Annotated in this window: 20 protein-coding genes; 3 read left to right on the top strand and 17 right to left on the bottom strand. The window is 62.8% G+C overall.

All coding sequences use genetic code 11. From position 1 onward, the window contains the following. Window positions 1–158 precede the first annotated feature (158 nt). The 7 genes from LOY70_RS12530 to LOY70_RS12560 form a co-directional block, all read right to left on the bottom strand. Window positions 159–521: a Na+/H+ antiporter subunit G gene (locus tag LOY70_RS12530; RefSeq protein WP_265037062.1), complete on the bottom strand. Its 363-nt coding sequence runs from the start codon at window positions 519–521 to the stop codon at window positions 159–161. Beyond that, window positions 518–796, bottom strand: coding sequence for a K+/H+ antiporter subunit F (locus tag LOY70_RS12535; protein WP_003202841.1), 279 nt, complete (start codon window positions 794–796; stop codon window positions 518–520). Before LOY70_RS12535 ends, LOY70_RS12530 begins: the two co-directional genes overlap by 4 nt. Next, window positions 793–1,281 carry a Na+/H+ antiporter subunit E gene (locus LOY70_RS12540; protein WP_123415648.1) on the bottom strand — a complete coding sequence of 163 codons (489 nt, stop codon included), beginning with the start codon at window positions 1,279–1,281 and terminating at the stop codon, window positions 793–795. The genes LOY70_RS12535 and LOY70_RS12540 overlap by 4 nt, the downstream gene beginning before the upstream one ends. Then, window positions 1,278–2,963: a monovalent cation/H+ antiporter subunit D gene (locus tag LOY70_RS12545; protein WP_265037067.1), complete on the bottom strand. Its 1,686-nt coding sequence runs from the start codon at window positions 2,961–2,963 to the stop codon at window positions 1,278–1,280. Before LOY70_RS12545 ends, LOY70_RS12540 begins: the two co-directional genes overlap by 4 nt. Continuing rightward, window positions 2,960–3,304: a Na+/H+ antiporter subunit C gene (locus LOY70_RS12550; protein WP_003202835.1), complete on the bottom strand. Its 345-nt coding sequence runs from the start codon at window positions 3,302–3,304 to the stop codon at window positions 2,960–2,962. The genes LOY70_RS12545 and LOY70_RS12550 overlap by 4 nt, the downstream gene beginning before the upstream one ends. After that, a complete protein-coding gene (locus LOY70_RS12555; protein WP_265037106.1) occupies window positions 3,304–6,228 on the bottom strand; it encodes a monovalent cation/H+ antiporter subunit A in 2,925 nt (974 codons plus the stop codon). Before LOY70_RS12555 ends, LOY70_RS12550 begins: the two co-directional genes overlap by 1 nt. A 153-nt stretch (window positions 6,229–6,381) precedes the next feature. Continuing rightward, window positions 6,382–7,386, bottom strand: coding sequence for a DMT family transporter (locus tag LOY70_RS12560; protein WP_265038024.1), 1,005 nt, complete (start codon window positions 7,384–7,386; stop codon window positions 6,382–6,384). A gap of 12 nt (window positions 7,387–7,398) precedes the next feature. Here LOY70_RS12560 and LOY70_RS12565 point away from each other — a divergent pair, with 12 nt between their 5' ends. After that, a complete protein-coding gene (locus LOY70_RS12565) occupies window positions 7,399–7,962 on the top strand; it encodes a helix-turn-helix domain-containing protein (RefSeq protein ID WP_265037107.1) in 564 nt (187 codons plus the stop codon). Window positions 7,963–7,976: 14 nt separating this feature from the next. Further along, the gene (locus tag LOY70_RS12570; protein WP_265037109.1) at window positions 7,977–9,425 is read left to right on the top strand and encodes an FAD/NAD(P)-binding protein; all 1,449 of its coding nucleotides are present in this window, start codon (window positions 7,977–7,979) and stop codon (window positions 9,423–9,425) included. Between the two features lie 245 nt (window positions 9,426–9,670). On the opposite strand, the gene LOY70_RS12575 is transcribed toward LOY70_RS12570, so the two are convergent. From LOY70_RS12575 to LOY70_RS12590, 4 genes are all read right to left on the bottom strand, one after another. Beyond that, window positions 9,671–12,517 (bottom strand): RHS repeat domain-containing protein, encoded by a 2,847-nt coding sequence (locus LOY70_RS12575; protein WP_265037111.1) that lies wholly within the window; start codon window positions 12,515–12,517, stop codon window positions 9,671–9,673. 168 nt (window positions 12,518–12,685) lie between these two features. Next, window positions 12,686–13,801, bottom strand: coding sequence for a Gfo/Idh/MocA family protein (locus tag LOY70_RS12580; RefSeq protein WP_265037113.1), 1,116 nt, complete (start codon window positions 13,799–13,801; stop codon window positions 12,686–12,688). A 232-nt stretch (window positions 13,802–14,033) separates the two neighbouring features. Then, window positions 14,034–14,801 carry an SDR family oxidoreductase gene (locus LOY70_RS12585; protein WP_003180553.1) on the bottom strand — a complete coding sequence of 256 codons (768 nt, stop codon included), beginning with the start codon at window positions 14,799–14,801 and terminating at the stop codon, window positions 14,034–14,036. A 24-nt stretch (window positions 14,802–14,825) separates the two neighbouring features. Beyond that, complete coding sequence (locus LOY70_RS12590) at window positions 14,826–15,893, bottom strand: phosphotransferase family protein (RefSeq protein ID WP_265037119.1); 1,068 nt, start codon at window positions 15,891–15,893, stop codon at window positions 14,826–14,828. A 197-nt stretch (window positions 15,894–16,090) separates the two neighbouring features. On the opposite strand from LOY70_RS12590, the gene LOY70_RS12595 reads away from it, so the two are divergent. Next, window positions 16,091–16,486: a DUF4280 domain-containing protein gene (locus tag LOY70_RS12595; protein WP_122565835.1), complete on the top strand. Its 396-nt coding sequence runs from the start codon at window positions 16,091–16,093 to the stop codon at window positions 16,484–16,486. A 138-nt stretch (window positions 16,487–16,624) separates the two neighbouring features. On the opposite strand, the gene LOY70_RS12600 is transcribed toward LOY70_RS12595, so the two are convergent. The 6 genes from LOY70_RS12600 to tssE form a co-directional block, all read right to left on the bottom strand. Next, a complete protein-coding gene (locus LOY70_RS12600; RefSeq protein WP_265037122.1) occupies window positions 16,625–17,167 on the bottom strand; it encodes a toxin-antitoxin system YwqK family antitoxin in 543 nt (180 codons plus the stop codon). A 13-nt stretch (window positions 17,168–17,180) separates the two neighbouring features. After that, complete coding sequence (gene tssI, locus LOY70_RS12605; RefSeq protein WP_265037124.1) at window positions 17,181–19,190, bottom strand: type VI secretion system tip protein VgrG; 2,010 nt, start codon at window positions 19,188–19,190, stop codon at window positions 17,181–17,183. Between the two features lie 77 nt (window positions 19,191–19,267). Beyond that, window positions 19,268–21,811 carry a type VI secretion system ATPase TssH gene (gene tssH / locus LOY70_RS12610; RefSeq protein ID WP_265037126.1) on the bottom strand — a complete coding sequence of 848 codons (2,544 nt, stop codon included), beginning with the start codon at window positions 21,809–21,811 and terminating at the stop codon, window positions 19,268–19,270. Next, window positions 21,812–22,837, bottom strand: coding sequence for a type VI secretion system baseplate subunit TssG (gene tssG / locus LOY70_RS12615; protein ID WP_265037128.1), 1,026 nt, complete (start codon window positions 22,835–22,837; stop codon window positions 21,812–21,814). Then, entirely contained in the window at window positions 22,801–24,591 is a 1,791-nt protein-coding gene (gene tssF, locus LOY70_RS12620) for a type VI secretion system baseplate subunit TssF (protein ID WP_265037130.1), read from the bottom strand. The genes tssG and tssF overlap by 37 nt, the downstream gene beginning before the upstream one ends. After that, window positions 24,575–25,018 (bottom strand): type VI secretion system baseplate subunit TssE, encoded by a 444-nt coding sequence (tssE, locus tag LOY70_RS12625; protein WP_265037132.1) that lies wholly within the window; start codon window positions 25,016–25,018, stop codon window positions 24,575–24,577. Before tssE ends, tssF begins: the two co-directional genes overlap by 17 nt. Window positions 25,019–25,020: the final 2 nt, after the last annotated feature.

Here is a 25,020-nt window from a genome sequence, read left to right on the forward strand (position 1 = left end):
GCCGTTGTTGTGGCGAGGGGATTTATCCCCGCTGGGCTGCGAAGCGGCCCCAAATTTTTGTATTTGAATCGAAAATCTGGCGAGCGCTGCGCACTCGAGCGGGGATAAATCCCCTCGCCACAACTGTGTCCGGCTCGGGGCTCGGTTTACCTCACGGGTTAGCGACCGTCCTCTATCCTCCGGCTGCTCACTTCCGCCGGCACATCATCCCCCGCCATGCGCTTGCGAAACAACGCCGCCCGGGCCAGCAGCAGGGTGGTCACCGGCACGGTGATGGACAGCAGGATCGGTATCAGCCAGGCATGCAGCACCGGCCCGGACTTGAGCGCCGAAAAATAGATGATCGAAGCCAGCGCCACGCACCAGGCTCCCAGTGTGGAAGCCAGGGCCGGCGGGTGCATGCGCTGGAAATAATCCTTGAGCCGCACCAGGCCAATGGCCCCGACCAGGGCGAAGAGGCCGCTGAGCACCAGTAGGATCGCCACCGGGATTTGCACCCACATCGACAGTTCGCCAGTCATTCGATCACCTCGCCACGCAACAGGAACTTGGCCAGGGCAAACGAGCCGACAAAGCCGAACAGGGCGATCAGCAGCGCCGCCTCGAAGTAAGTGTCACTGGCGTAGCGGATGCCCAGCACCAGCATCATCAGCATCGCTACGATGTACAAATAGTCCAGGGCCAAGACCCGATCCTGTGCCGAAGGCCCCTTGAACAGCCGCCAAAGGGTCAACACCATCGCCAGGGAGAACAGGAACAGGCTCAGCAGGATTGCATTGGACAACAACGGGCTCATTGGAAAATCTCCATCAAGGGGCGCTCGTAGGTGGCCTTGAAGTGCGCAATGAAGGACGCCTCGTCCTCCAGATCGAAGACATGCATCAACAGGATGCTGCGATCCAGGGCCAGTTCCGACCAGACCGTCCCCGGAATCACCGTGGTGATCATCGACAGGGCCGCCAGGCCGTTGGCATCGTGCAGGTCCAGCGGCACCTTGATGAACCGTGAGCGGGGCGGGCGGCGCCCGGCGTTCAGCACACCCCAGGCCACCGTCAGGTTGGACACCAGCACGTCGCGGCCCACCAACAGGAACAACCGCAGCACCACCCACGGTCGCCGGATGCGGATCGGTCGCGGGCGCAACGGGCGCATCATCAATGGAGCCAGGAAACCCAGCGCAGCCCCCAGCAGCAGATGGCCGGCGCTGAGGGACAGGTTCAATACCAGCCACAGCAACCCGAGCGCCAGGGACAGCCACGGTGCGGGAAACAGGCGCTTCATGGCTGCACCTCCTGCAATGCGGCGCTGGCCTCGGGGTTCGGGACGGCGCGGGTGGCGAGCACTGACATCACATAATGTTCCGGATTGTTCAACGCATCGGCAGCGGATTGGGTGTAGCGCAGCAACGGCTCGGCCTTGAACGTCAAGGCGATGCCCAGGCCCAGCAACAGGATGATCGGCAGGCATTCGAAAGGCCGGAGCAACGGCGACGGTCGGTCTTGCGGCGTCCAGAAACGTTGGACGCCCAGGCGCGAGAACGCAATCAACGAGGCCAGCCCGGACAGGATCAGCAACGCCAGCAGCCCCCAGGCCTGATTCGACACCGGTGCCCCGGCGCTGGCCCCAAGCCCTTGGGGATTGAGCAAGGCGCTCAGCAGGCTCAACTTGCCGATGAACCCCGACAGCGGCGGCATGCCGATAATCAACAGTGCACAGAAGATGAAACTCAACCCGAGGAAGGCCATGGTCCAGGGGATCACTTGCCCGACCACGGCTTTCTGTTCGTCGTCGAGGTTGATGCCCTTGGGTGGTTCCAGGGATGCCATTGGCCGTGGCAAGGTGTCCAGGTCATCGTCCATGGACATGTCGTTGGCCGAGCGCGAGCGTTCGATCAATTCGGCCAGCAAGAACAGCGCACAGAGCGCCAGGGTCGAACTCACCAGGTAAAACAGTGCCGCCCCCACCAGGTTGGGTTGGGCGAAACCAATCGCTGACAGCAGGATTCCGGCCGAGACCAGGATGCTCAGGCTGGCCATGCGCTCCAGCCGTTGGGCCGCCAGAATCGCGATGGCCGCGCAGACGATGGTCGCCATGCCGCCGTAGATCAGCCAGTCGGCGCCGAAAAACGCCGAGGCGCCGGCCTGGCTGGAAAAGAGCAGCGTCCACAGGCGCAAAATCGTGTAGACGCCGACCTTGGTCATGATCGCGAACAACGCCGCTACCGGCGCGCTGGCCGCGCTATAGGCCGGCACCAGCCAGAAGTTCAGCGGCCACATGCCGGCCTTGGCCAGGAACGCCACCGCAAGGATCCCGGCCCCGGCGTGCAGCAGGCCTCGGTCGGCTTCCGGCACCAGGGGCACCTTCAAGGCCAGGTCGGCCATGTTCAACGTGCCGGTGACGCCATAGATCAGCGCCGCGCCGATCAGGAACAGCGACGAGGCCAACAGATTGATGGAAATGTAATGCAGCCCCGACGACACCCGCGCCCGGCCCGATCCGTGCAGCATCAAGCCGTAGGAGGCCGCCAGCAGCACTTCGAAAAACACGAACAGGTTGAACAGGTCCGCGGTCAGGAAGGCCCCGTAGAGGCCCATCAGCTGGATCTGGAACAGCGCATGGAAACTCGCCCCGGCGCGGTCCCAACGGGCGGTGGCGAACAGCAGGGCGCTGACGCCGATGATGCCGGTCAGCACCAGCATCAGCGCCGACAGCCGATCGACCACCAGTACGATGCCGAACGGCGCCTGCCAGTTGCCAGGCAGATACACGCCAATGGACGCGGGCAAGGCCTGGTCCTGGGTCCAATGCAGCAGCAACACAGCGATGCCCAGGCCCAGCAGGCTGGAGAACAGGTTGATCCGCGCCTTGAGCGGGCGGTGTTTCTCGCCCAGCATCAGCATCAACGCGGCGGTCAGCAGCGGCAGCAGGATAGGCGCGGCGATCAAGTGGGGCGTCAACATCATTCCTTGGGCTCCCGACCGTCCACATGGTCGGTGCCGGTCAGGCCCCGGGAGGCCAACAGCACCACCAGGAACAGCGCGGTCATGGCGAAGCTGATCACGATGGCGGTCAGCACCAGGGCCTGGGGCAGTGGGTCGGTGTAGTGCAACAGATCCTGGGGCACGCCGTCCTTGATGATCGGTTCCTTGCCGATGAACAGGCTGCCCATGCTGAAGATGAACAGGTTGACGCCGTAGGACAGCAGGCACAGGCCCATGACCACCTGGAAGGTCCGTGGCCGCAGCACCAGCCAGACGCCCGAGGCGGCCAGCACGCCGATTGCGATTGCAATGACTTCTTCCATCAGACGGTGGCTCCTTTGACGGGGGCGATGGGTTTGGCTTGCAGGCCCGGTTTATGGGCCCGCACCGACTGGTGCGCCAGGGCGGTGAGGATCAACAGCGTCGAGCCGACCACCACGGCGTACACGCCAATGTCGAAGAACAGCGCGCTGGCCAGGTGAATGTCTCCCAACAACGGCAATTCGAAGTGCCAGGTGTGGGTGGTCAGGAACGGATAACCCACGGCCATCGCCCCCAGGCCGGTGGCGGTGGCGAACAACAACCCGGTGCCCATCCAGCGCAACGGCCGCAGGCTCATTTGTGCCTCGACCCACTGGGTGCCGGCCACCATGTACTGCAGGATGAACGCCACCGACATCACCAGCCCGGCGACGAAGCCACCGCCCGGTTGGTTGTGGCCGCGCATGAACAGGTAGAACGACACCACCAACGCGATCGGCAGCAGCAGGCGCACCAGCACCGACGGCACCATCATGAAGCCCAGCGCGGTGTCGCTGGCATGCCGCGGGTTGACCAGGTCGGTGACCACGTCCGGCGCCAACTGACGCTGTTGCGCCGGCAGTTGCATGCTTTCCTTCGGCGGCCGGAAGCGTCGCAGCAGGGCAAACACCGTCAGGGCCACCGCCACCAGCACGGTGATTTCCCCCAAGGTGTCGAAGCCACGGAAATCCACCAGCATCACGTTCACCACGTTGCTGCCGCCGCCTTCGGGCAGGGCACGGCTGAGGTAGAACGAAGAAATGTCGTTGGGCGTCTGGCGGGTCAGCATGGCGTAGGACAACAGCGCCATGCCGCCGCCCACGGCGATGGACAAGAGCAGGTCCCGCAGGCGCCGGATGCGCGCACGTCGTTCGCTGTTGGGCAACGGCGAGGCGTCCTCGATCCGCCGTGGCAGCCAGCGCAGGCCCAGCAGGATCAGCACCGTGGTCACCACTTCCACCACCAGTTGCGTCAAGGCGAGGTCGGGCGCGGAGAACCAGACGAAGGTCACGCAGGTCATCAGGCCGCAGACGCTGACCATGGTCAGGGCCGCGAGCCGGTGATACTTGGCCTGCCAGGCCGCGCCCAGGGCACAGATGATTGCCAGCAGCCATAAGGTGACGAAGACGATGGAGCCGGGGATCTTCGGCCGGTCGCCCCAGACCAGCGTGCTGTGCAGCATCGGGATCAATCCGGCGAGTACCGCCGCCAGCACCAGCAGGAACAACTGGGCCTGCAGGCGGCGGGTGCTGATCCGGCGTTCCAGTCGTCGACCCAGGCGCATCATCAGCACCAGGCAACGCTCGAACAGCCGCTTGCCACTGAGTCGACCAATGAACGGCGGGTGTTTGATGTGCCCCTGCCGGAACTGATTACGCAGCAGCAGGTAAAGCACGATGCCGCCGGACATCGCCACCAGGCTCATGATCATTGGCGCGTTCAGGCCGTGCCAGATCGCCAGGCTGTACTCCGGCAGCGTACCGCCGACCACCGGCAACGCCGCCGCCGCGAGCAACGAACCGACCACCTGGGCCGGGAAGATCCCCACCAGCAGGCAGGTGAACACCAGCAATTCCACCGGGGCACGCATCCAGCGTGGTGGCTCGTGGGGGGTATGGGGCAGGTCGGTGGCGGTGGGGCCGAAGAACACGTCCACGGTAAAGCGCAGGGAGTAGGCGACGCTGAAGGTCCCGGCAATGGTGGCGATGATCGGCAGCGCCAGCTCGACCCAGGCCGTGGCGGAAATGAACACGGTCTCGGCGAAGAACATTTCCTTGGAGAGGAATCCATTGAGCAGCGGCACCCCTGCCATGGCTGCGCTGGCCACCATCGCCAGGGTGGCGGTGAACGGAATCAGCCGCACCAGGCCGCTGAGCTTGCGGATATCCCGGGTGCCGCTTTCGTGGTCGATGATCCCGGCGGCCATGAACAGCGAGGCTTTGAAGGTGGCGTGGTTGAGGATATGAAACACCGCCGCCACGGCCGCCAGCGGACTGTTCAGACCCAACAGCAGGGTGATCAGCCCGAGGTGGCTGATGGTGGAGTAAGCCAGCAGCCCCTTGAGATCGTTCTGGAACATCGCGCAATAGGCGCCCAGCAGCAAGGTGCAGGCCCCCGCGCCACTGACGATGTAGAACCATTCTTCGCTGCCCGACAGCGAGGGCCACAGTCGCGCCAGCAGGAACACTCCGGCCTTGACCATGGTCGCCGAGTGCAGGTACGCCGACACCGGCGTGGGCGCGGCCATGGCATGGGGGAGCCAGAAGTGGAAAGGAAATTGCGCGCTTTTGCTCAGGGCGCCGATCAGGATCAGCGGCAGCAGGATAGGGTAGAGGGCATGGGCCCGGATCAGGTCGCCGGCGGCCAGGACCTTATCCAGGTCATAGCTGCCTACCACATGGCCGAGCAGCATCACCCCCGCCAACAGGCAAAGCCCGCCGGCACCCGTCACCATCAAGGCCATATAGGCACCGCGCCGCGCGTCGGCGCGGTGGTGCCAGTAGCCGATCAGCAGGAACGAGAACAGGCTGGTCAGTTCCCAGAAAAACACCATCTGTACCAGATTGCCGGAGATCACCAGCCCGAGCATGGCACCCATGAACGCCAGGAAGAAGGCGAAGAAACGCGGCACCGGATCGTCCGGCGACATGTAATAGCGGGCGTACAGCGACACCAGCGTGCCGATGCCCAGCACCAGCAACGAAAACAGCCAGGCGAAACCGTCCAGGCGCAGCACGAAATCCAGGCCCAGGCTGGGCAGCCAGGAATACGTTTCACGAATCACGCCACCGTCGGCGATCTGCGGGTACAGCAAGGCCACCTGAACAGTGCCGGCCAGGGCCACGAGGCCCGCCAGCAAGGATTCGGCGTTACGGGCGTTATGCGGCAGCAGCGCCGCGACACAGCTGCCGATGAAGGGCAAAAGCAATAGAACTATCAGTGACATAGGCTTCTATTCGGCGGGAGGTTGTGAGGGATCATACGTGGCGTGTCCCGGATCACCAACCGCGAGGGTGTCGCAGAATCCTACAAGGTAGGTGGAATTTTCCTGTCTTGAAGTGTTTCAGGAGGATAGGAGAACAACGATTTTTCGAAGGAATTAACGCTCACGCTCAAGGACCTCATCTTCCACGACCACACCTTTGCCCCGAGTCTTCAGCTCACTGACAATCACCGCCGCCACGATCAACGCCGCGCCAAACAAGGCAATCGCCGGCAACCGTTCGCCCGCCAGACGCCCGGCAATGCCGGCCCACACCGGCTCGCCAGCGTAGATCAGCGTGGCGCGGGTGGGCGAGACACTTTTCTGCGCCCAGTTCATCGCCACCTGGATCGCGGCGCTGGCAGCCCCCAGGCCCACGGCGCTGACCAGCAGCAATATGGAAAAATCCGGGATCGCTTCCTGGGTCGGCACCACCATCAGAAACGCCAGCACCGCCGTGCTTGCCAGTTGCACCACGGTCACCCGGCGCACATCGACCTGGCCGGCATAGGCGCTGATCAGGATGATCTCGGCGGCAATCGCGATGGCGCTGATCAGCGTGGCGATCTCGCCGGCACTGAAATTCAAAGAGGCGCCCGCCGGCCCCGATACCAGCATCAGCCCGGTGAACGCCAGCATGATGCCGAGGCTGGGCATCAGCCCAGGGCGACGGCCCAGCACCAGCCATTGCAGCAAGGGCACGAACGGCACGTAGAGCGCGGTGATGAACGCCGACTGGCTGCTGGGGATGGTTTGCAGGCCGACGGTTTGCAGACCATAGCCGAGCATGATCGCCACGCCGATGAAACAGCCGGCCTTGAGTTCGAACAGGGTCAGGTCCCGCAGGTGGCGCCAGGAGAACAGCGCGACAAACGCAGCCGCGGCGGCAAAGCGTAGGCCAACGAAAAACATTGGCCCGCTGACTGTCATGGCGTGCTGCACCAGCAGGAAGGTCCCACCCCAGATCATGGTGATCAGCACCAGCACGCATTCGGCCTTGCTGAACCGGGAGAAACGGGAGGAAGCTTGGGGGGGATTCACCGATGCCATGACCTTGCGCGCCACTGGAGGCGGACGCACAATGCGCCCGAAGGTGGGCAGTATAATGCGCAGCCCTGCCATGTGAGCAATATAGTGCACAAAGAATCCGGCCAGCGGGCCTCCGTCCTGCAACACGTCAGCCAGAACGTCCGTCGTCTGCGCCATGCCGCCCAGCTCAGCCAGACCGCACTGGCAGAATTGTCCGGGGTCAGTCGGCGCATGCTGGTGGCCATCGAGGCTGGCGAAAAGAACGTCAGCCTGACCACGCTTGACCGGGTCGCCGAAGCCTTGGACGTGGCCTTCAGCGACTTGATCCAGGCCCCCGACGCCCGCGACCCGAGCCGCATCAACGAACTGGCCTGGGCTGGGACCATTGCCGGCAGCAAAGCCGTATTGCTCGCCAAGGCTACCGCCAGCCGTGAAGTCGAACTCTGGGAATGGCGCCTGGAGCCCGGAGAGCATTACCATTCCGAACCCGACGCCGATGGCTGGAGCGAGCAGCTTTACGTCTTCGAGGGTTGCCTGACCTTGCTGTTGGGCGATGAAGCGCGCCAGATCGGTGCCGGTGAGTTTTTCATGTTCGCCAGCAACCAGCCCCATGCCTATCGCAACGATGGTTTGGTGGCGGCGAGATTCGTACGCAATGTGGTGATTTGATCCGGGAGAGCGGTATGGACACAGCGTTGGATCGACCGGTGAGCGACTTCACTCGCCAAGCCGATATCCTGATCATTGGCGGCGGCCTGAGCGGTGCCATGCTGGCGGCGCAACTGCTGCGCCTGCCGGGCCGGCGCGAGGTGCTGATCGTCGAGCCGCGCAGTGAACTGGGCCGGGGCGAGGCCTACAGTGCCGTGGAACTGGGCCACACCTTGAACGGCAACGCGGCGCGCATGAGTGTCGACCCGGACAACGCCGATGACCTGACCCAATGGCTCACCGCGTTCATCGAAGCCGGCGGCTGGCCCGAGTCGGATCAACAGCACGTGCCGATCAGCGAGTTGTTCCCACCCCGGGGGATATTCGGCCTCTATGTGCAGCAACGCCTGGCCGAGGCTCGCGAGTTGGGCGCACAAAACGGTTCGACCGCCGAGCACGTGCGCGGGGAGGCCGTGGACCTGCGGCTTGCCGACGATGCCGTGATGGTGACGCTGGACGACGGCCAACTCTTGCGTGGCCGTTTCGCGGTGCTCGCCACCGGCATGTTCCCGGCGGCGCGCACCCCGCAGACCGAATCCAGCGGCTTGAATGCCGCGGCCCTGGATCCTTGGGATGTGGCTGCGATGCGCCAGCTCGATCCGCAATCCACGGTGTTGATCATCGGCTCGGGACTGACCATGGTCGACGCCGTGGTGTCCCTGGAGCAGGCCGGGCACCGCGGGCCGATCGAAGTGTTTTCCCGCCATGGCCTGCTGCCCCACGTGCGCCGCCAGCCACCGGCCTGGGTGGATTTCCTCGCCGAAGATCACAGCCTGCGTTCGCCCCGCCAATTGATGCGTGCCCTGCGTGAGCAATGCCGCCAGGCCCACGCCCTAGGGATCGATTGGCAAGCGCCGCTGGACACCGTGCGCGCCCACATCGGGCGCTTGTGGAACCAGGCCAGCGATGTGCAGCGCCGACAGTTCGTGCGGCATGTGCGGCCGTGGTGGGAGAGTCATCACCATCGCTCGCCACCGTTGAGCGCGGAGCTGGTGGAGCGTTTGCATGGGGAAGGGCGGTTGCGGATCCAGGCGGCGTCGTTCAAAGGGTTGGCGTCGTCTCCCGAGGGCACAGTGGGTATTCGCATCCGTCGCCGGGGCGAGGCAGGACTGGAAGTGGTGCAGGGCGCCGCGCTGATCAACTCCAGTGGCATTGAATATGACTGGCGTCGGGTTGCACGGCCGTTGCCGCAACAACTGTTGGCCCGAGGGCTGATCCAGCCGGGGCCGCTGGCCCTGGGTATTGCCGCGCGTGCCGACGGTGCGGTGCTGGATGCTCGAGGCGAACCCGCCGAGCGGTTGTTCGCCATGGGCCCGCCGCTGCGGGGGATGTGGTGGGAAAGTACTGCCGTGACTGATGTGGCGAGTCAGGCCAAGGCGTTGGCGGGGCGGTTGGTTCAATTGCAAACCCAGTATCCAGACTGAGTACTTTTCCCCTCTTATGACGATGGCGCGACGCAGCTTCTCGGCGCTGTGCTATCTCGCTGAATTAGGCAACTCCCTTAATAAAAACCGAACCTGGCTTAAGGTTTGTCGTTGTAAATTAGAAGGTATTATTTTATATGCGAATCAACAGGCTGGGTTCATAATAACGCCCCCGAAACCGGTGACCACTTCGCTCTGGATATCGGCAGAGTAAAAAGCGTCAAGTTCGCCACATATTGTTTTATCTATATTCGATGGCGAATTTTTAATATTGTGGTCAGAGAGTCGGCGTTTCGCAAGATAACGGACTGGCGCAATCCACTTTCCTCTCGATAAATATTTTCCCTTTCGCGGCTGGTTGATGTGGGCTGCTCGCCGACTTCGTGCAAAGCAGAGTCTATCAGGCGTATATAATTCTCTCGTGCTCTCACTTCCATGCTCAATTCGGAAGGGGGCTTAATATTGCTCGACCCATTGAGTACACGATTGAAAGATGAGTTCAAAGCGCTAAAGATATAACTATCGACTTCGTCGGGTGTCGCGCTGGCGTTCGGCGCCTCTTCACCTACATACCAGAAATCATCGATAAAATCACCGCTATTAAATGATCTCATAGCATGAGTTGCTTCATGTAAGATGGTTGATGCTAACCCAACAGGGTGGGTATTTTCAGTATGCGATCGGCTCAGCCAAATTAAGTTGCCTTGAGCAACTGTATCAACTGTAACTCCTGAAAAGCGTTGATTAGCAACTTCAACAAGCGACAGCCTCCAATTCTCATTAGTGCTTAATCGGCTCATATAGGTTCTTAATTCTCTCATGGTGTCCAGTAACTGATCCTTTAAGCCCGCAGGGTCGTTTTCTGGTAATGAGTAGTCTGAGCCAAAAATAAACTTCATCACCTTGGTTGTGAAGGTAGTGGTTTCTTGCGAATTTAGTTCGGCAATTGTTTCATCTAGCCAGCCGTGCCCGAGCCCCATGGCACCTTTGACCTTTTCTTGAAGATGAGTTGGAAAGTTTTCAAGTCCGCGGGATATGATACGTGCCCCAAGATTCTCTTCACTCAATGCTTCTTGTTCATTCATGACGTCATAACTATTTCCTCCCTCCGTATCTTTATGGTTAATGGGGGAATTTCTAAGCATTTTAAAAAAATTCAATCCCTCTACTGGTCTAGACGGATCCGGATTAACCCACCGCTGCAACCACGTCGCGTAATACCTGAACCCATAATAATAAAGCCCCGTCGCATCTCGCTCTTTCCCTGAATAACGCACCGTCTTGTAACTCGCCTCCACCTCACTGCGCCCGGCAAACCAGGCGGTGCCGCCATACGGATGATAAGTTTCCTGGCTAATCACCTCGGCCTCGTTATCCAATTCCAGGCTGCTGGAACTCAGATGGTCAGTCAGGCTGTAACGGTATTGGTTGTTGGCGATGCCGGCAGGCGGCGCCGTTTCCCAGTGCAGCACCTGCATCGCGCTACGTCCGGCCTGCACGCAGATCACTTGCAACACTTCGCCCGTGCCTGCGTGGGTACGAATTTCCAGGCCCGGCAAATAACGAACTTCCGAAATCAGCGAGCGGGCATTGGTTTGGGTCGAGCGGACCTTGCGCCGTCGCATTCCATCACCCCCGTAGAGGTACTGTTCGCGATCATCCACGGCACTTTCACGCTCAACCGGTCGTACCTCGCGCAGTTGATTGCGTAAATCCCAGGTCATCGTTCGTCCCGGTTGCAAAGCCAGCAGATTGCCGTTGCCATCAAACGCGGCCGCGATTTCCTCTTCAGTTGGTGGCCGGTCATTGTGTTCCGCTAGACAGCGGTTGCTGTGGCGCGCCGCCGTCAGTTTGCGGCTGTGGTTTTGTGGGCCGACATGGACCAGTTCCAGCAGGTTGCCACCGGCGTCGTATTGGTACGTTTGTTGATAGTTGGCGACTGCGCCCGGATCGTCGAAGCGGTTGAAGCCCGGACCTCGACTGGCACTTCCGGCCTCCCAGCCGGTTGCCTTGGTCAACTGATAGAGGCTGTCATAGTCATAGCGGTTGATCGGCTCCACCCGCTGGTTGGCGAAGTAACGAATTGGCAAGGCAGCATCTTCGATACTCAGCACATTGCCTACCGGATCGTAGTGGTAGCGCTGATCCTGCAGTGTTTGCGATCCACGCCGGGCTTCAAGCCGGGTCAAGCGTCCATCCTCAGGGCGGTACGCCAGCGTACTGACCACGCCATTGCCGGCGGTTTCCTGCTCGACCTGGCCGTAGGCGCTGTAGGCGAGGGCGCTGACCAGCGTCTGAGGCGTGGCTTGATCGCTCAGTTGCAGATGACTCGCGAACAACTGGCCGTCGACGGTGTAGTCGAACAACTGCCGATTGCCCTTGGCGTCAATCTGCTCCAGCACATCGCCCAGCGGGTTGAAGCGTGTCGCACTGGTTGCCGCCTGGGCCAACGGCTCCAGCAATGCATCACGCTCAGGTAGTGCCTGCGGCCAATCCGGTGATTCCAGCGCCTGCAAAAAGCGCTGGGTCTGTTCAAGTACTCCGTCGGTTAAAGCATACTCGTCCAGCGTCTGGGTACCCGCCGGATCGTCGTGTCGGATCAATTGTCCGCACTGGTTATGAGCGGCGAAGTCGGTGTCGCCATCAGCGTATTCATAACGCTCGGCGCAGCGAGCGGCTTCGCCTTTGCCTTGTTCGAAAACGGCCATCGGGCGCAGCAGATCGTCGTATTCAACCCGTCGTTCAGTCTCACGGCTGTCCCAGGTTTGGACCAGTTGATCCCCATCACCGAACAAGCTGATCCGCTCACCGGCATCGACACTCATCGAGCCCAGGACCTTGCCTGACAGCGAGTGACGATTGCTCAGGTTGGCCGGAGTTCCGGCACTCTCCACACCGAGAGCCCATAGCCTGGGGTCCCATTGTTCAATCAGACGCCCCATTGCGTCATAGGCGCTGCGGTTGATTCGTTCTTCGGGGTCTGCCGTCTCGACGGCGCGGTAGTAGGCGACTGAACGAACATCGAGCCCGCGCGGGTCCACCACTGTCAGGGTGGGTGTGTGGGTGTGAATGCTGCCCGTCAGTCTCGCCATGATTCAGGTCTTCGCGGGGTACCCCTCCAGTAATTCCCCAATCCATAGCGCTAGCTACTGTCAGGAATGACAGTGTCGATAAACGGTATGAAATAGCCAACTCGTGTTCGCCAACTATTTCCAGCGCAAGATGCTTGCCCCCTACAAGGTGTTCGCTGAAGTGAGCGGTTATAGCTCACTCACCTTCACCCAACGCTCCTCCCGCGCGGCGATGCGAATCGCCGCCGCCAGCCGCTCCACCTCCCAGGCCTCGTCGAAGTCCGTCCCGCTGCCGCCTTCGCCGGCAAGCGTCATGATCAGTTCCTGCACCTCCAGCGTCTTCAATTCGTTGTAGCCCAACTGGTGCCCGGCGGCCGGGCTGAATGCGGCATAGCCGGGCAAGTCCGGGCCGGCCAGCAGGCGCTGGAAACCTGGCTGGCCGGCGCGACACAGGCGCAGCTCATTGAGTCGCTCCTGATCGAATGCCAGCGTGCCCAAGGTGCCGCTGATCTCGAAGCTCAGATGGTTCTTGTAGCCATGCTTGAGCCAACTGCTGCTTACCGTGCCTCGGGCGCCGTTGGCGAAGCGCAGCAGGGCGTGGACGTGGTCGTCCACGGCGATGGTGCGTTGTTCGGCATTGCCGGCGCTGGCAGGGCGTTGGTGATGCACGGTCTGACTGTCGGCGCATACGGCCTCGACATCGCCTAACAAATGACGGGCCATGGCCAGCAAGTGGCTGCCGAGATCGGCCAAGGCGCCGCCGGCGTGGGCCGCTTCGCAACGCCATGACCACGGCGACGTCGGGTCGGCCATGAAATCTTCGCTGAATTCGCCCTGGAAGCTGATGATCTGCCCCAGTTCGCCGCGTTGGATCATGTCCCGCGCCAGTTGGATGATCGGATTGTGCTGATAGTTGTAGCCGACCCGCGTCACCACCCCGGCGGCCCTGGCCGCCTGGCGCATCTGCTCGGCTTGCTCCAGGGACACCGCCAGGGGCTTTTCACAATAGACCGGTTTGCCTGCCGCCAGCGCCGCCATGGCCATGGGGAAGTGCAGGTGGTTGGGGGTGGTGATGGCGATCAGGTTGACCTTGGGGTCGTCGATCAGCTGTTGCCAGTCACTGTGGGCGGTCTCGAACCCCCAGCTCTGGGCGCACTGCCGGGCGCGCTGGGGATCGGCGTCGGCCAGGGCCGCCAGTGTCAAGTTCAGGGGGAGGTCGAACACCGCCTTGGCATTGTAGAACGCCAAGGCATGGGCACGGCCCATGAAGCCGGTGCCAATCAGACCGATGCCGAGTTCACGCATGAGAAAGAGCCCTTTGAGTTTTTATTTTCAGAAGGGCTATTTATGGAATAAATATTCGCTAATTGCAAATGTTGGAATAAATATTCATTTCCTCGATCGCAGAGGAACCCTTTGTGGGAGCGAGCTTGCTCGCGATAGCGTTGCATCAGTCACACTGGTACTGCTGACCCACCGCTATCGCGAGCAAGCTCGCTCCCACAGGGTTCTCACAGGTCTGCCATGGCGTTCATCCTCAGGACAGGAACCCACCATCCACATTCAGCGCCACCCCCGTGGTGTAGCTCGACGCATCACTGGCCAGGTACAGCACCGCGCCGGCCATTTCGCTCGGGTCGGCCACGCGCTTGAGCGGGATCTGCGCCAGGGCGGTTTTCAGGATGGCGTCGTTCTTGACCAGCGCCGAGGCGAACTTGGTGTCGGTCAGGCCCGGCAGCAGGGCGTTGCAGCGAATGCCGAACTGCGCGCATTCCTTGGCGAAGACCTTGGTCATGTTGATCACCGCAGCCTTGGTCACCGAATAGATGCCTTGGAAGATCCCCGGCGAGATGCCGTTGATCGACGCCACGTTGATGATGCTGCCGCCACCGTTCTCGCGCATCAGCTTGCCGGCTTCCACCGACATGAAGAAGTAGCCGCGAATGTTCACGTCGACGGTTTTCTGGAATGCACCGAGGTCAGTGTCCAGGACGTTGCAGAATTGCGGATTGGTGGCGGCGTTGTTCACCAGGATGTCCAGGCGCCCGAACTGTTCGCGGATACCAGCGAACACCTGGCTGATCTGCTCCATTTCCCCAATGTGGCAAGCGATGGCGGTGGCCTTGCCACCGGCGGCGATGATGGCGTCGGCCACATGCTGGCAACCGTCGAGCTTGCGGCTGGACACAATCACATGGGCACCTTGCTGGGCCAGCAACTTAGCGATGGCCTCGCCGATGCCGCGGCTGGCGCCGGAAACGAAAGCGATTTTACCGTCGAGGTCGAACAACTGGGTCTTGGACATGCTGTTTCCTTGTTATAGGTGCGCTCAGAGCGTGGATTTGCCGATGACCTGCAGGCTCATCTGCTCCAGCAGTTTGTTCATCTGAACGAACTGCGCGAAGCGTTTGTCCTGGGTCTGGCCGTGGAAGAAGCGGTAGTAGATCTGCTGGACGATGCCGGCCAGGCGGAACAGGCCGTAGGTGTAATAGAAATCGAAGTTGTCGATGCGGATCCCGGCGCGCTCGGCGTAGTAATCGACGAACTCGCGGCGGGTCAGCATGCCAGGGGCGTGGCTGGGCTGGCGGCGCATCAGTTGCACCGGTGCCGGGTCGTCGGCCTCGATCCAGTAGGCAAGGCTGTTGCCCAGGTCCATCAACGGATCGCCCAGGGTGGTCAGTTCCCAGTCCAGCACGCCGATGATCTGCATCGGGTTCTCGGGGTCGAGGATGACGTTGTCGAAGCGGTAGTCGTTATGGACGATGCTCGACGTCGGATGGTCGGCGGGCATCTTGTCGTTGAGCCAGGCCTTGACCGCCTCCCATTTCGGCGCGTCGGGGGTCAGGGCTTTTTCGTAGCGGTCGCTCCAGCCACGGATCTGCCGGGCCACGTAGCCTTCGGGCTTGCCCAGGTCGGCCAGGCCGCAGGCGTTATAGTCGACCCGGTGCAATTCAACGAGCCGGTCGATGAAACTCTTGCACAGTGTTTCGGTGCGGGCGGCGTCGAAACCCAGCTCCGGCGGTAGCTCGGAGCGCAGGATGATGCCCTTGACCCGTTCCATTACGTAGAATTCGGCGCCCATCACCGACTCGTCGGTGCAATGCACGTAGGCCTTCGGGCAGTAGGGGAACGCCTCGCGCAGTTGATTGAGAATGCGGAATTCGCGGCCCATGTCGTGGGCGGACTTGGCCTTGTGACCGAACGGCGGACGGCGCAGGACGAATTCCTGTTCGGGGTATTCCAGCAGGTAGGTCAGGTTCGACGCGCCACCGGGAAACTGGCTGATCCGGGGCAGGCCGGTGAGGCCTGGAATGTGGGCCTTGAGGTACGGGTCGATCAGGTTGGCATCGAGTTCTTCACCGTCGCGCACTCGGGTGGACTGATCAGTAAACGCCATGCTTATCCCTTCTGCTTATTTTGGAGGCCATCGATCATTGGCTAATCTAATGGCGCGTGGGAGGCGTCACAAGCACGCCCGGGTCTTATAGGTTAGCGTGTTGCCGGATAATCAGCGGGCCTGATGCACGCTGGCGTGCGCGGCGGCCGTGCGCGGGCTAAGGTGTGAAGGTCTGTCGCTTTCAGGGAGCAACCGCGATGGGATGCCCGCAAGTCTGTGGCACCGCAACCTTGCAATGCAGCTTTGGCGCGGCCCCGGCGGTGCTCAATGTGTTGCCGGTCAATCGCCTGCTGACCGGCGGGATGCCGGCGGCGAATATCATGGACCACATCCCGCTGGTGAACATCACCACCTTCGGCATGTGCATGAGCCTGGCGAACCCGACCGTGGCCGCGGCGACTGCGGCAGCCTTGGGCGTACTGACCCCCATGCCGTGCATTCCCGCCACCGCCACCCCGTGGATCCCCGGTGGCGCGCCGACCTTGTTGCTGGGCAACATGCCGGCCATCGACGCCAACAGCACCTTGATGTGCACCTGGGCCGGGGTGATCAAGATCGTGGTGCCGGGGCAGGTGCAGATGTTGATTCCCTGATTGGCTCGAACCTAAGGGTATGGATGATCCCTTGTGGGAGCGAGCTTGCTCGCGATAGCGGAGGGTCAGTTGGTGGTGATGTTGATTGTGAGGCCGTCATCGCGAGCAAGCTCGCTCCCACAGGGGGTAAGACGATAGTTATGCTTGCGCCGGATCATTCCAGCGCCTGAACCACCAGCGCACCCGGGAGATCGGCTTGCCGTCGGCATCCAGTGGCCGGCCGTCTTCAGCGTAGGCGTGGGCCGGTTCCAGCAGTTGGCCGTTGAGGTAGCGGGCCTCGACTGCAGGGTTGCCATTGGGGTGCAGGCGGCGATAGCGGCCGTCGCGCACGCCGTCGCGATAGAACTCGGCTTCGGCCAGTTGCCCGTCGGGGAAGTAGTTGTTCGCCTCACCGTGCAGTAACCCGCGACGGTAAGAGGCCTGGCGCTGCAATCCACCTTCGGCCGCGTAGAAGCTCGCCACGCCCTGTAACTTGCCTTTCACGAACGGCAACACTGCCGAGACCTTTCCATTCGGGTGATACAGGGTGCTGGTGCCTTGCAGTTCACCCTGGCTGTAGTTGAGTTTTGCCTGCGGTCGTTGCGCTTCTTCGATCTGCAGTGCGCCGTCGAGCCGGCCATCGACCAATTGCCCGCTCAGTCGGTTGTCGTCACGCTCCAGGTCCAGTCTTTTCGAGGCCATCGCTGCGCTCCTGTCAGTTGACCTTCACCAGGCCGCCCTTGATAGTCAGCATGCCGCCGCCGTCCACGGTCTGTTCGGCGGCGGCCTTGTTCACCAGGCTGATACCGGCATCGTTGGTCAGGGTGGTGCCGGCCTTGTTTTCCAACGAGGTACCGGCCTGGTTGCTCAGGGCCGTGCCGGCTTTCTGGCTGATCGATGTGCTGGCCTGGGCCGCCAGGTCTGCGCCGCTCTTGATCGCGAAACTGCCGCCGCTTTGCAGGGTCAGGGTGCCGCTGACCTTGATGGTCAGGTTGCCGTCCACCGTCAAGTCGTAGTTGCCGGTGACCTTGTGCGCGAAGTTGCCGCCCGTGCTGTGGTTCTGGTCCGAGCCCACGGTGACGGTGCGGGTGTCTTTCACATCGAGGCTGTCGCTGCCGGTCTGGATGGTCACGCTGCGCTTGCCTTTCTCCAGGGTGATGGTCTCGTCGCCTTCCTTGACCGTGCGGGTGCGAGCGTTCTGTACCGTGAGGGTTTCGTCATGGCCGACGGCGGCGGTGGTGTCGTTGAGCACGTTGATGTTGAAGTCCTTCTGGGCCTGGAGGAAAACCTCTTCGGCATCCTTCTTGTCTTCGAAACGCAGCTCATTGAAACCGCCGCCGCCCTTGGACGAGTTGGTCTTGATCCCGGACTGGGTCTGGTTCGCCGGCAACGCATAGGGCAGGGCATTGTCGCCGTTGTAGACGCAGCCGGTCACCAGCGGTCGGTCCGGGTCGCCGTCGATAAAGGTCACGATGACCTCCTGGCCAACGCGCGGCACGAACTGCATGCCAAAGCCCTTGCCGCTCCAGGGCAAGACCACGCGGACCCAGCAGGACGAGGTTTCGTCGTTCTTGCCGGTGCGGTCCCAGGGGAACTGCAACTTGATCCGCCCGTACTCGTCGGTCCAGATTTCTTCACCGGCCTTGCCCACTACCAGTGCGGTCTGGGTGTGCATGCGCGGTTTCGGCGTGAGGCGGGCCGGTCGGTACGGCGTGGCCTTGGGGATCGCTTCGAAGCGGTTGCGATAGTGCTCATGACTGGCTTCGTGGCTGACCGAGGTCACCACCCAATCGATGTTCAGCGTCGTGTCTTCATGGCCGGCGAGGGTGAACCAATACCCCGGCACCAACCAGCGGCAGTCGCTCTCGCCGACAAACCGCTTCTCCTGGCTGCGCAGGCCATCCACCCGCTGCTTGGTCAACGCGTCGCCTTGACCCTTGACGGTATAACCGCCCGGATGCTCGTACATCGAACTCGGTCCGGCCACGGCTTCGGCCTGGCTGTACAGCGAGGTCGTCGGCGTGGTGAATTCGTAATCGGTCGCCTGGTAAACCCCAGCCACCGCTTGCAGGCACACTTGCCCCGAGCGGATGCCGTGCAGTTCCCGCTCGCCCATTCTCTGCCCGAGATAGTTCACTGTCGGCCCGTTGGGAATGGGGGCAAAAGCGTCGTTGCTGTCGGCCAGTACCAGGGTGTGCTTACCGTCTTCATGGGTGAAGAACCAGAAGATCCCGTCCTCTTCCATCAGGCGCGAGACGAAGGCCAGATCGGTTTCGCCGTATTGCACGCAATATTCACGCGGGGTGTAGCTGCCGCTGAGTTTGAGCTGGAAGTCGGTGAAACCATGGGCCTTGAAAATCGTGGTGACGATGTCCGCCGTGGCGAGGTTCTGGAACACGCGGTTGTTGCTGGCCAGACTCAGCCACCAGAGCCAGGGCCTGAGCAACAACTGATAGCGCTCGGCGGTGGCGTCGGCGGGAAGTTGGCGGATTTCGGCGACCAGCCAATCCAGCGGGCGCAGCAGCGCATCCTTGTGCAGGGTGGTGGTGACGTGGCTGGCGACGGCGCTGGAGAGTGTCAGGGACGCACCGTCGTTGATACCGTTGAGGATGTGCGAGCCCAATGCATTGAGGCTTTCTTCGCCCGACAGTGATTCAGGATACAGCGCCGACAGCGTGGCGGCGGTGAGGGAGAGGGTGGTGTTGCTGTCGGTGGCGCGGGGCATCTAACATCCTCGGCGGAGCGCAAGCCTGCGCTGCGTGCATTCGGAACAACACAGTGGGCGCGCAAACAGCGCGCAGATCATTCCAACACCCACTCCGCCAACTTCCCCGTCACCTGTGTCATCAACACATTCTCGACATCCCGTGCCCCTGCCGCGCTGCACTTGGCCAACACGGCCTTGACGATCCCCGCATCGAACTCGAATTGCTTGCCGGTCGCGGCCTTGTAGCGCCCGCGCAGCTTCTCCAGCTTCGCCAGGACAATCCCTTCCAGCGTCGCTTCATCCAGCGGTCGATACGCCACCACCGTCATGCGCGCGAGGAACGCCGGGCGAAACGCTTGCAGCAGGACCTTGTGCAAGGCCTCATTGAAGGCGTCGGTGCCCAGTTGCGCGGGCGGTGTGTCCAGCAGCAGTTCGGCGCCGACGTTGCTGGTGGCGAGCATCACGGTGTTCTTGAAATCCACCACCAGGCCGGTGCCGTCTTCCATCAGGCCTTTGTCGAAGACGTTGTAGAACGCCTCGAGCACATCCGGGTGGGCCTTTTCGATTTCATCCAACAGCACCACTGAATAGGGTTTGCGCCGCACCGCCTCGGTGAGCACGCCACCACTGCCGTAGCCGACGTAGCCGGGCGGGGCGCCTTTGAGTTGGCTGACGGTGTGGGCTTCCTGGTACTCCGAGAGGTTGATGCTGATCAGGTTGCGTTCGCCGCCGTACAAGGCATCGGCCAGGGCGTAGGCGGTTTCGGTCTTGCCCACGCCGGTGGGCCCCACCAGCAGGAACACCCCGACCGGTTTCTGCGGGTCGGTGAGGCCGGCGCGGTAGGCTTGCAGGCGTTGGGCGATGGTGTTCAGCGCCGTATCTTGACCCATGACCCGCTGGCCCATGCGCTGACCAAGGGTGCGTACGGCGTGGGCTTCGTCGGCGAGCATCTTGCCCACCGGGATGCCGGTCCAGCCAGCGATCACCGCGGCGACGGTCTTGCTGTCCACCTGTTCCGGTACCAGCGGATCGTCCTGGCGAATGGCATCGAGCCCGGCCTCCAGGCGCAACAGTTCGGCGGCCAGGTGGTCGATGCGGTTATCGATCTCGGTGTCGGGTTTTTCACTGTCGGCGCGTTCGCTCAGGGCGAGCAGTTCGCGCCGGGTGTCGAGCAATTCGCGCACCGCTTCGCGCTCTTCGCCCCAGCGGGTTTCCAGCTCGCGAATGGCCTGCACGTTGCTGGTCGACTCATCTTCCAGCAGGGTGATGCGTTCGCGATGATCCAGGCCGGTGGCCTGTTCCCGGCGCAGGCGTTCGACTTCGTCCTTGAGGCTGTTCTGGCGGTGGCGCAGGCTTTCCAGGGGCGGCGGTACATCATGTTGGCCGAGGGCGACCCGGGCGCAGGCGGTGTCGAGTACGCTGATGGCTTTGTCCGGCAACTGTCGTCCGGAGATGTAGCGGTGGGACAGTTTCACCGCTTCGTGGATGGCCGCGTCCAGCACTTGCACACCGTGGTGCTGTTCCAGTTTGGTCGCTACGCCACGGAGCATTTCCACGGCGGTGAGTTCGTCCGGTTCTTCGACTTGTACCAACTGGAAACGCCGGGCCAGGGCCGGGTCTTTCTCGAAATATTTTTTGTATTCCAGCCACGTGGTGGCGGCCAAGGTGCGCAGCTCGCCCCGGGCCAGGGCCGGTTTGAGCAGGTTGGCTGCGTCGCTGCCGCCCTCGGCGCCGCCGGCACCGATCAGCGTGTGGGCTTCGTCGATGAACAGGATGATCGGTTTTTCCGCGCTGCGTACCGCGTCGATCACGCCTTTGAGGCGCTGTTCGAATTCACCTTTGACGCCGGCGCCGGCCTGCAACAAACCGAGGTCAAGCACCCGCAGCGTAACCTCCTGCAAGGATGGCGGCACATCCCCCGCCGCGATGCGCAGCGCCAAGCCTTCCACCACGGCGGTCTTGCCGACGCCTGGCGCGCCCACCAGGATCGGGTTGTTCTGCCGGCGCCGGAGCAGGATATCGATGCACTGGCGAATCTCGCCGTCGCGCCCGACGATGGGGTCGATGTGTCCGGCCCGGGCGTCGGCGGTCAGGTCCTGGGTGTATTGGTCGAGGACCGGGTCCTGTTTCGGCGACGCCTCACCGGGTTTGGCCGTACGCACGCCGCCGACATGTTCGCGGGAGCTTTCGGTCCATTCCAATAGATGGGCGCGCAGGGCGTCCCGGGGAATGCGCAGCAATGACGAGGCGCTGTTGAGCAGCAGGCTGCGGCGCTCGTCACGGTCCAGCAGCGCCAACAGCAACAGTCCGGAACGAATGCTGTCCAGGCCCAACACACTGGCCTGGACCACGGCGTCTTCCAGCAGGCCGATGGTTTGCGCGGACAGGGCGGGCGTGCGGGTGCTGCCGGATTTGAACAGGTCCAGGGCCTTGTTGGTTTCCGCCGCCACCGCGTCACGTTCCAGGCCGAAGCGCGGCAGCAGGCACGCGAAGTCGCCGCCTTCGATGTCCAGCAATTCCAGCAGCAGGTGTTCGATTTCCACGTAATGATGACTGCGCTGCATGCAACGTTGCGCGGCCCGTTCCAGGGCGCGACGGTTGTCCGGGTTGAGGCGTTCGATCAGGCTGGCCAGTTCCATTCAGGCGATCTCCGGCTGACGAAGGCGGGTGACGATCCGTTGCACGGCCAGGTTCGGCTGGCGTTGCAGGCCGCCGTTCCAGTTCAACCGTGGCGGCGCTTGGTGGCCCAGTTGCAGAGGGCCGGCACCACGGATCAGCAGCACCAGGGTGCAGTCCAGGTCGGGGCCGAAATACAAGGCATACAGGCTGGCGAGTAACGGATGGGTCTCGCCGTTGGGCAGTAAGCCATTGGCCTGGGCGGCGCTCAGCGGGCCAAGGGTCAGGCGCACACCGGCATGTTCGTCCCAGACCCGGGTGCCAGCCACGGCGCTGCGACCCAGGCGCAGGTTGCGGCCGCCCGGTTGCAAGCGGCTGCGGCTGGCGGATGGAATTTCCCGCCAGCCGCCTTCGTAGGCCGTCAGCTCCACCGGCAGCCCGAACTGCTCGCGGACAATCGCCGCGAACCCGGCCAGGGAGCGCCGGCCATCGGCGTACAGTGCGGTGCAGGCCAGCACGGCGGAGTCGGGTGCGGCCTGGCGCTCCTGCAAAGCCTTGGGCAACAGACCGGTCAGGGCTCGCAATTGCGCTTGTACCGCGGAGGCCCCCGGCGCGGTGAAACCCAGGGCGATGCGATGCTTGCGCATCACCTTATAGAGCAGGCTGAGCAAGCGATGCTGGAACAGATCGAGAAATTCCGCTGGCGCATGATCCCGCGCTCGCGCCCGTTGTTGCAGCCATTCCTGATAAGCGTAGGGCAGGGGGCCGTCGGGGCCGCCGAGGCCAAAGATCGGCGTGGTCAGGACCGGTTGCGAACCGGGTTCCTGCCTCAGGCTTTCGACTTCACTGGCGGCGAACAGCGGCGTCAACGGCCCGCGCAGGCGCAAGGCTTCGGCGTGTGGTGCGGTGCCGCTGCCCAAGGGTTCGGCCTGGGGATGTTCGCGTTCCAGCAGCAATAAGGCCTGGAGCCATTCGAAGCGTTGTGGGTCACGCCGCAGCCGTTGACTCAGGTTCAGAGCGTCAGGGGTTTGCCGGCTTGGGGTTGCCATGTTTTCACCTCCTTGTCGGACTGAACCAGCGCTGTGCGCACGAAGCGATTGGCGGTGGCATAAAGGGAAAAGAACTGCGCCAGTACCCCGGAGAACAGCACGGCGCTGCTGCCGACGAAATGCTGCGGATCCAGTTGCAGGCGCACTTCCAACCCGTTACGCCAGCCACGCCAGGCGTCTTCGCCGACATGGGCGATGACGCGCTCGCAGCCCAGCCCCGATACCCCTTCGATCTGGCGCCGGGCGCTGGCCTCGTCGCGCAAATTGTGCAATTCGAGAATCTCGCGCAGCGCGTCCAGCGCCTGGGGACCTTCGACCAGTGATAAATGGTTCAGCGTCAATTGCGACACCAACCGCCAGCGCGACTCACCGTCCAGGCGCGGCAGGCTTTGGGGGCTGGGAGGGTTGCGCAGGCGGGCCCAGGCCACCGGCCCGGGACGCTCGAACCCCAGCGGGGTACCGGCCGGCAGGCTCTGGGCCAGGTGGCGGTTGGTGCACAACAGTTCCGCCGTGAGGCTGTATTCCCCGGTTTCGGCCAACGGGTCGAGCTGGGTATCCACCAGGCTGACCATCAAATCGGTGCCCAGCCGGTTCGGGCTCATGCCGCTGACCCGCCGTGCATGCCAATAGCACGGCTGGTCGCTGCCGTGCTGGCTGCCGTAGTAGGCCGGCACTTTGCGCACGCCCTGGCTGGACGTGGCGCGCATGCCTCGGATGCTGTGGATCTCGACGCTGTTTTCCCGATGACTGTCGGCCACCAGCCGGTACTCGCTGCGGGTGCCGTCTGGACGCAGCGGCTCGGAGGTCCTGGGGAACAGGTTGATCACTGGCGCGCAGCCCAGGGCGATGTCGCTGGCCTGGAGCGGCAGGCGGCTGGCGGGGGCTCGGTCGAACACGATGTACAGGTACAAGGATGGGCTGTCGCTGGTGGTCCCGGCCAGTGGCAGGTCGAAAAAGCCGAACTTGTCGGGAAAGGCAAAGTACTCGGCCAGCAGGCGCATGCCCGGATGTACGCCGTCTTCGTCTGGCAGCAAGGCTTCGTCACTGGCGAAACCGACGATGCGCGGCAAGCCCACCAGTGGTTCCGGCACGCTGCCCGGCGGGCCGGCCAGGACCTTGACGGCATGGGCGCCAAGCAAGTCGTACAGCCAGGCGTTGATCATCGGTGAGGCCGCCAGGTGCACCCGCAGATGGTCGATGCCCAGGCTCGACCATTGGCTTTCCCCCAGGCAACGCAGGTTCAGGCGCAAGGCCGAGCGGGCCTGGACCACGCCGGTCAGCGCCTGGGCCTCGTCACTGCCCAACAGCAACGCTTCGCTGACTTCAATCGGCCACAGGTGCACGGCGGCGGTGGTGCGGAAATGAATGCTCTGGCCCTTGTCGGTGGTGACGAACAGCGGTGTGTCCCGGGGTAGCGGGTAGCCCTCGTTGAGGTTGCCTTTGCTCGGGTCGGGTTCGAACTGCACGATTGCGCACGATGGCAACGGGCGCATGGCCAGTGGGTAAAGCTGTTCGAGCAGGGCGTCGCTGAACTCGGCGTAATCGTCATCGAGCCTGCGTTGCAAGCGCGCGGCCAACAGCGCGAAACCTTCCAAAAGGCGCTCGACGTGCGGGTCGGGGCATTCTCCGGGGGACAACTCCAGGCGCCTGGCGACCTTGGGGTAACGTTCGGCGAACAGGCTTCCGGCATGCCGCAGCCAGGTCAATTCGCGCTGGTAATAGTCCAGCAGTTGCGGGTCAATCGAGTCGCTCATGTCGTACCTCAAGGCCGTCGCCGGCGTGCTCGATGACAAAGGCCACGGGCCATGCGTGCAGGTCGCCGCGCAACTCGCCCAACAGCCGTATGCTCAGTTGCTGCGGATGGCCCGGTACCGCGCTGACCTGCACCTCGCCCAAGCGCAGGCGAGGTTCGAAGTGGGTAATGGCCTGGCGAATTTCCCGGGTCAATTGGCGCCGGTCATCGCTGCGCTGCTGTTGCAACGCGGTCCAGTCGGCGATGCCATAGTCCAGGATGCTCGGTGGTTCGGTCAGTGCCCGTGGGCCGCGTCGGGTATTGAACAGGCGTTGCAGTTCGGCATGGACCGAGTCCTGCAACGCCTGGCGATCGAACGTCCGGCCCGAATCGTCTGCCGGGTTGGCCAGGCGATCGAACAGAGGCGGGCGAAGCCCGAAGCCGGCCATGG

Origin of the sequence: Pseudomonas sp. B21-054, assembly GCF_026016345.1 — a bacterium.
Lineage (GTDB): Bacteria > Pseudomonadota > Gammaproteobacteria > Pseudomonadales > Pseudomonadaceae > Aquipseudomonas.

Excerpts from the sequence above, each read along its gene's own strand:
- LOY70_RS12530 (WP_265037062.1), bottom strand. The coding sequence starts at position 521 with ATGACTGGCGAACTGTCGATGTGGGTGCAAATCCCGGTGGCGATCCTA.
- LOY70_RS12535 (WP_003202841.1), bottom strand. The coding sequence starts at position 796 with ATGAGCCCGTTGTTGTCCAATGCAATCCTGCTGAGCCTGTTCCTGTTC.
- LOY70_RS12540 (WP_123415648.1), bottom strand. The coding sequence starts at position 1,281 with ATGAAGCGCCTGTTTCCCGCACCGTGGCTGTCCCTGGCGCTCGGGTTG.
- LOY70_RS12545 (WP_265037067.1), bottom strand. The coding sequence starts at position 2,963 with ATGATGTTGACGCCCCACTTGATCGCCGCGCCTATCCTGCTGCCGCTG.
- LOY70_RS12550 (WP_003202835.1), bottom strand. The coding sequence starts at position 3,304 with ATGGAAGAAGTCATTGCAATCGCAATCGGCGTGCTGGCCGCCTCGGGC.
- LOY70_RS12555 (WP_265037106.1), bottom strand. The coding sequence starts at position 6,228 with ATGTCACTGATAGTTCTATTGCTTTTGCCCTTCATCGGCAGCTGTGTC.
- LOY70_RS12560 (WP_265038024.1), bottom strand. The coding sequence starts at position 7,386 with ATGGCAGGGCTGCGCATTATACTGCCCACCTTCGGGCGCATTGTGCGT.
- LOY70_RS12570 (WP_265037109.1), top strand. The coding sequence starts at position 7,977 with ATGGACACAGCGTTGGATCGACCGGTGAGCGACTTCACTCGCCAAGCC.
- LOY70_RS12575 (WP_265037111.1), bottom strand. The coding sequence starts at position 12,517 with ATGGCGAGACTGACGGGCAGCATTCACACCCACACACCCACCCTGACA.
- LOY70_RS12580 (WP_265037113.1), bottom strand. The coding sequence starts at position 13,801 with ATGCGTGAACTCGGCATCGGTCTGATTGGCACCGGCTTCATGGGCCGT.
- LOY70_RS12585 (WP_003180553.1), bottom strand. The coding sequence starts at position 14,801 with ATGTCCAAGACCCAGTTGTTCGACCTCGACGGTAAAATCGCTTTCGTT.
- LOY70_RS12590 (WP_265037119.1), bottom strand. The coding sequence starts at position 15,893 with ATGGCGTTTACTGATCAGTCCACCCGAGTGCGCGACGGTGAAGAACTC.
- LOY70_RS12595 (WP_122565835.1), top strand. The coding sequence starts at position 16,091 with ATGGGATGCCCGCAAGTCTGTGGCACCGCAACCTTGCAATGCAGCTTT.
- LOY70_RS12600 (WP_265037122.1), bottom strand. The coding sequence starts at position 17,167 with ATGGCCTCGAAAAGACTGGACCTGGAGCGTGACGACAACCGACTGAGC.
- tssI (WP_265037124.1), bottom strand. The coding sequence starts at position 19,190 with ATGCCCCGCGCCACCGACAGCAACACCACCCTCTCCCTCACCGCCGCC.
- tssH (WP_265037126.1), bottom strand. The coding sequence starts at position 21,811 with ATGGAACTGGCCAGCCTGATCGAACGCCTCAACCCGGACAACCGTCGC.
- tssG (WP_265037128.1), bottom strand. The coding sequence starts at position 22,837 with ATGGCAACCCCAAGCCGGCAAACCCCTGACGCTCTGAACCTGAGTCAA.
- tssF (WP_265037130.1), bottom strand. The coding sequence starts at position 24,591 with ATGAGCGACTCGATTGACCCGCAACTGCTGGACTATTACCAGCGCGAA.
- tssE (WP_265037132.1), bottom strand. The coding sequence starts at position 25,018 with ATGGCCGGCTTCGGGCTTCGCCCGCCTCTGTTCGATCGCCTGGCCAAC.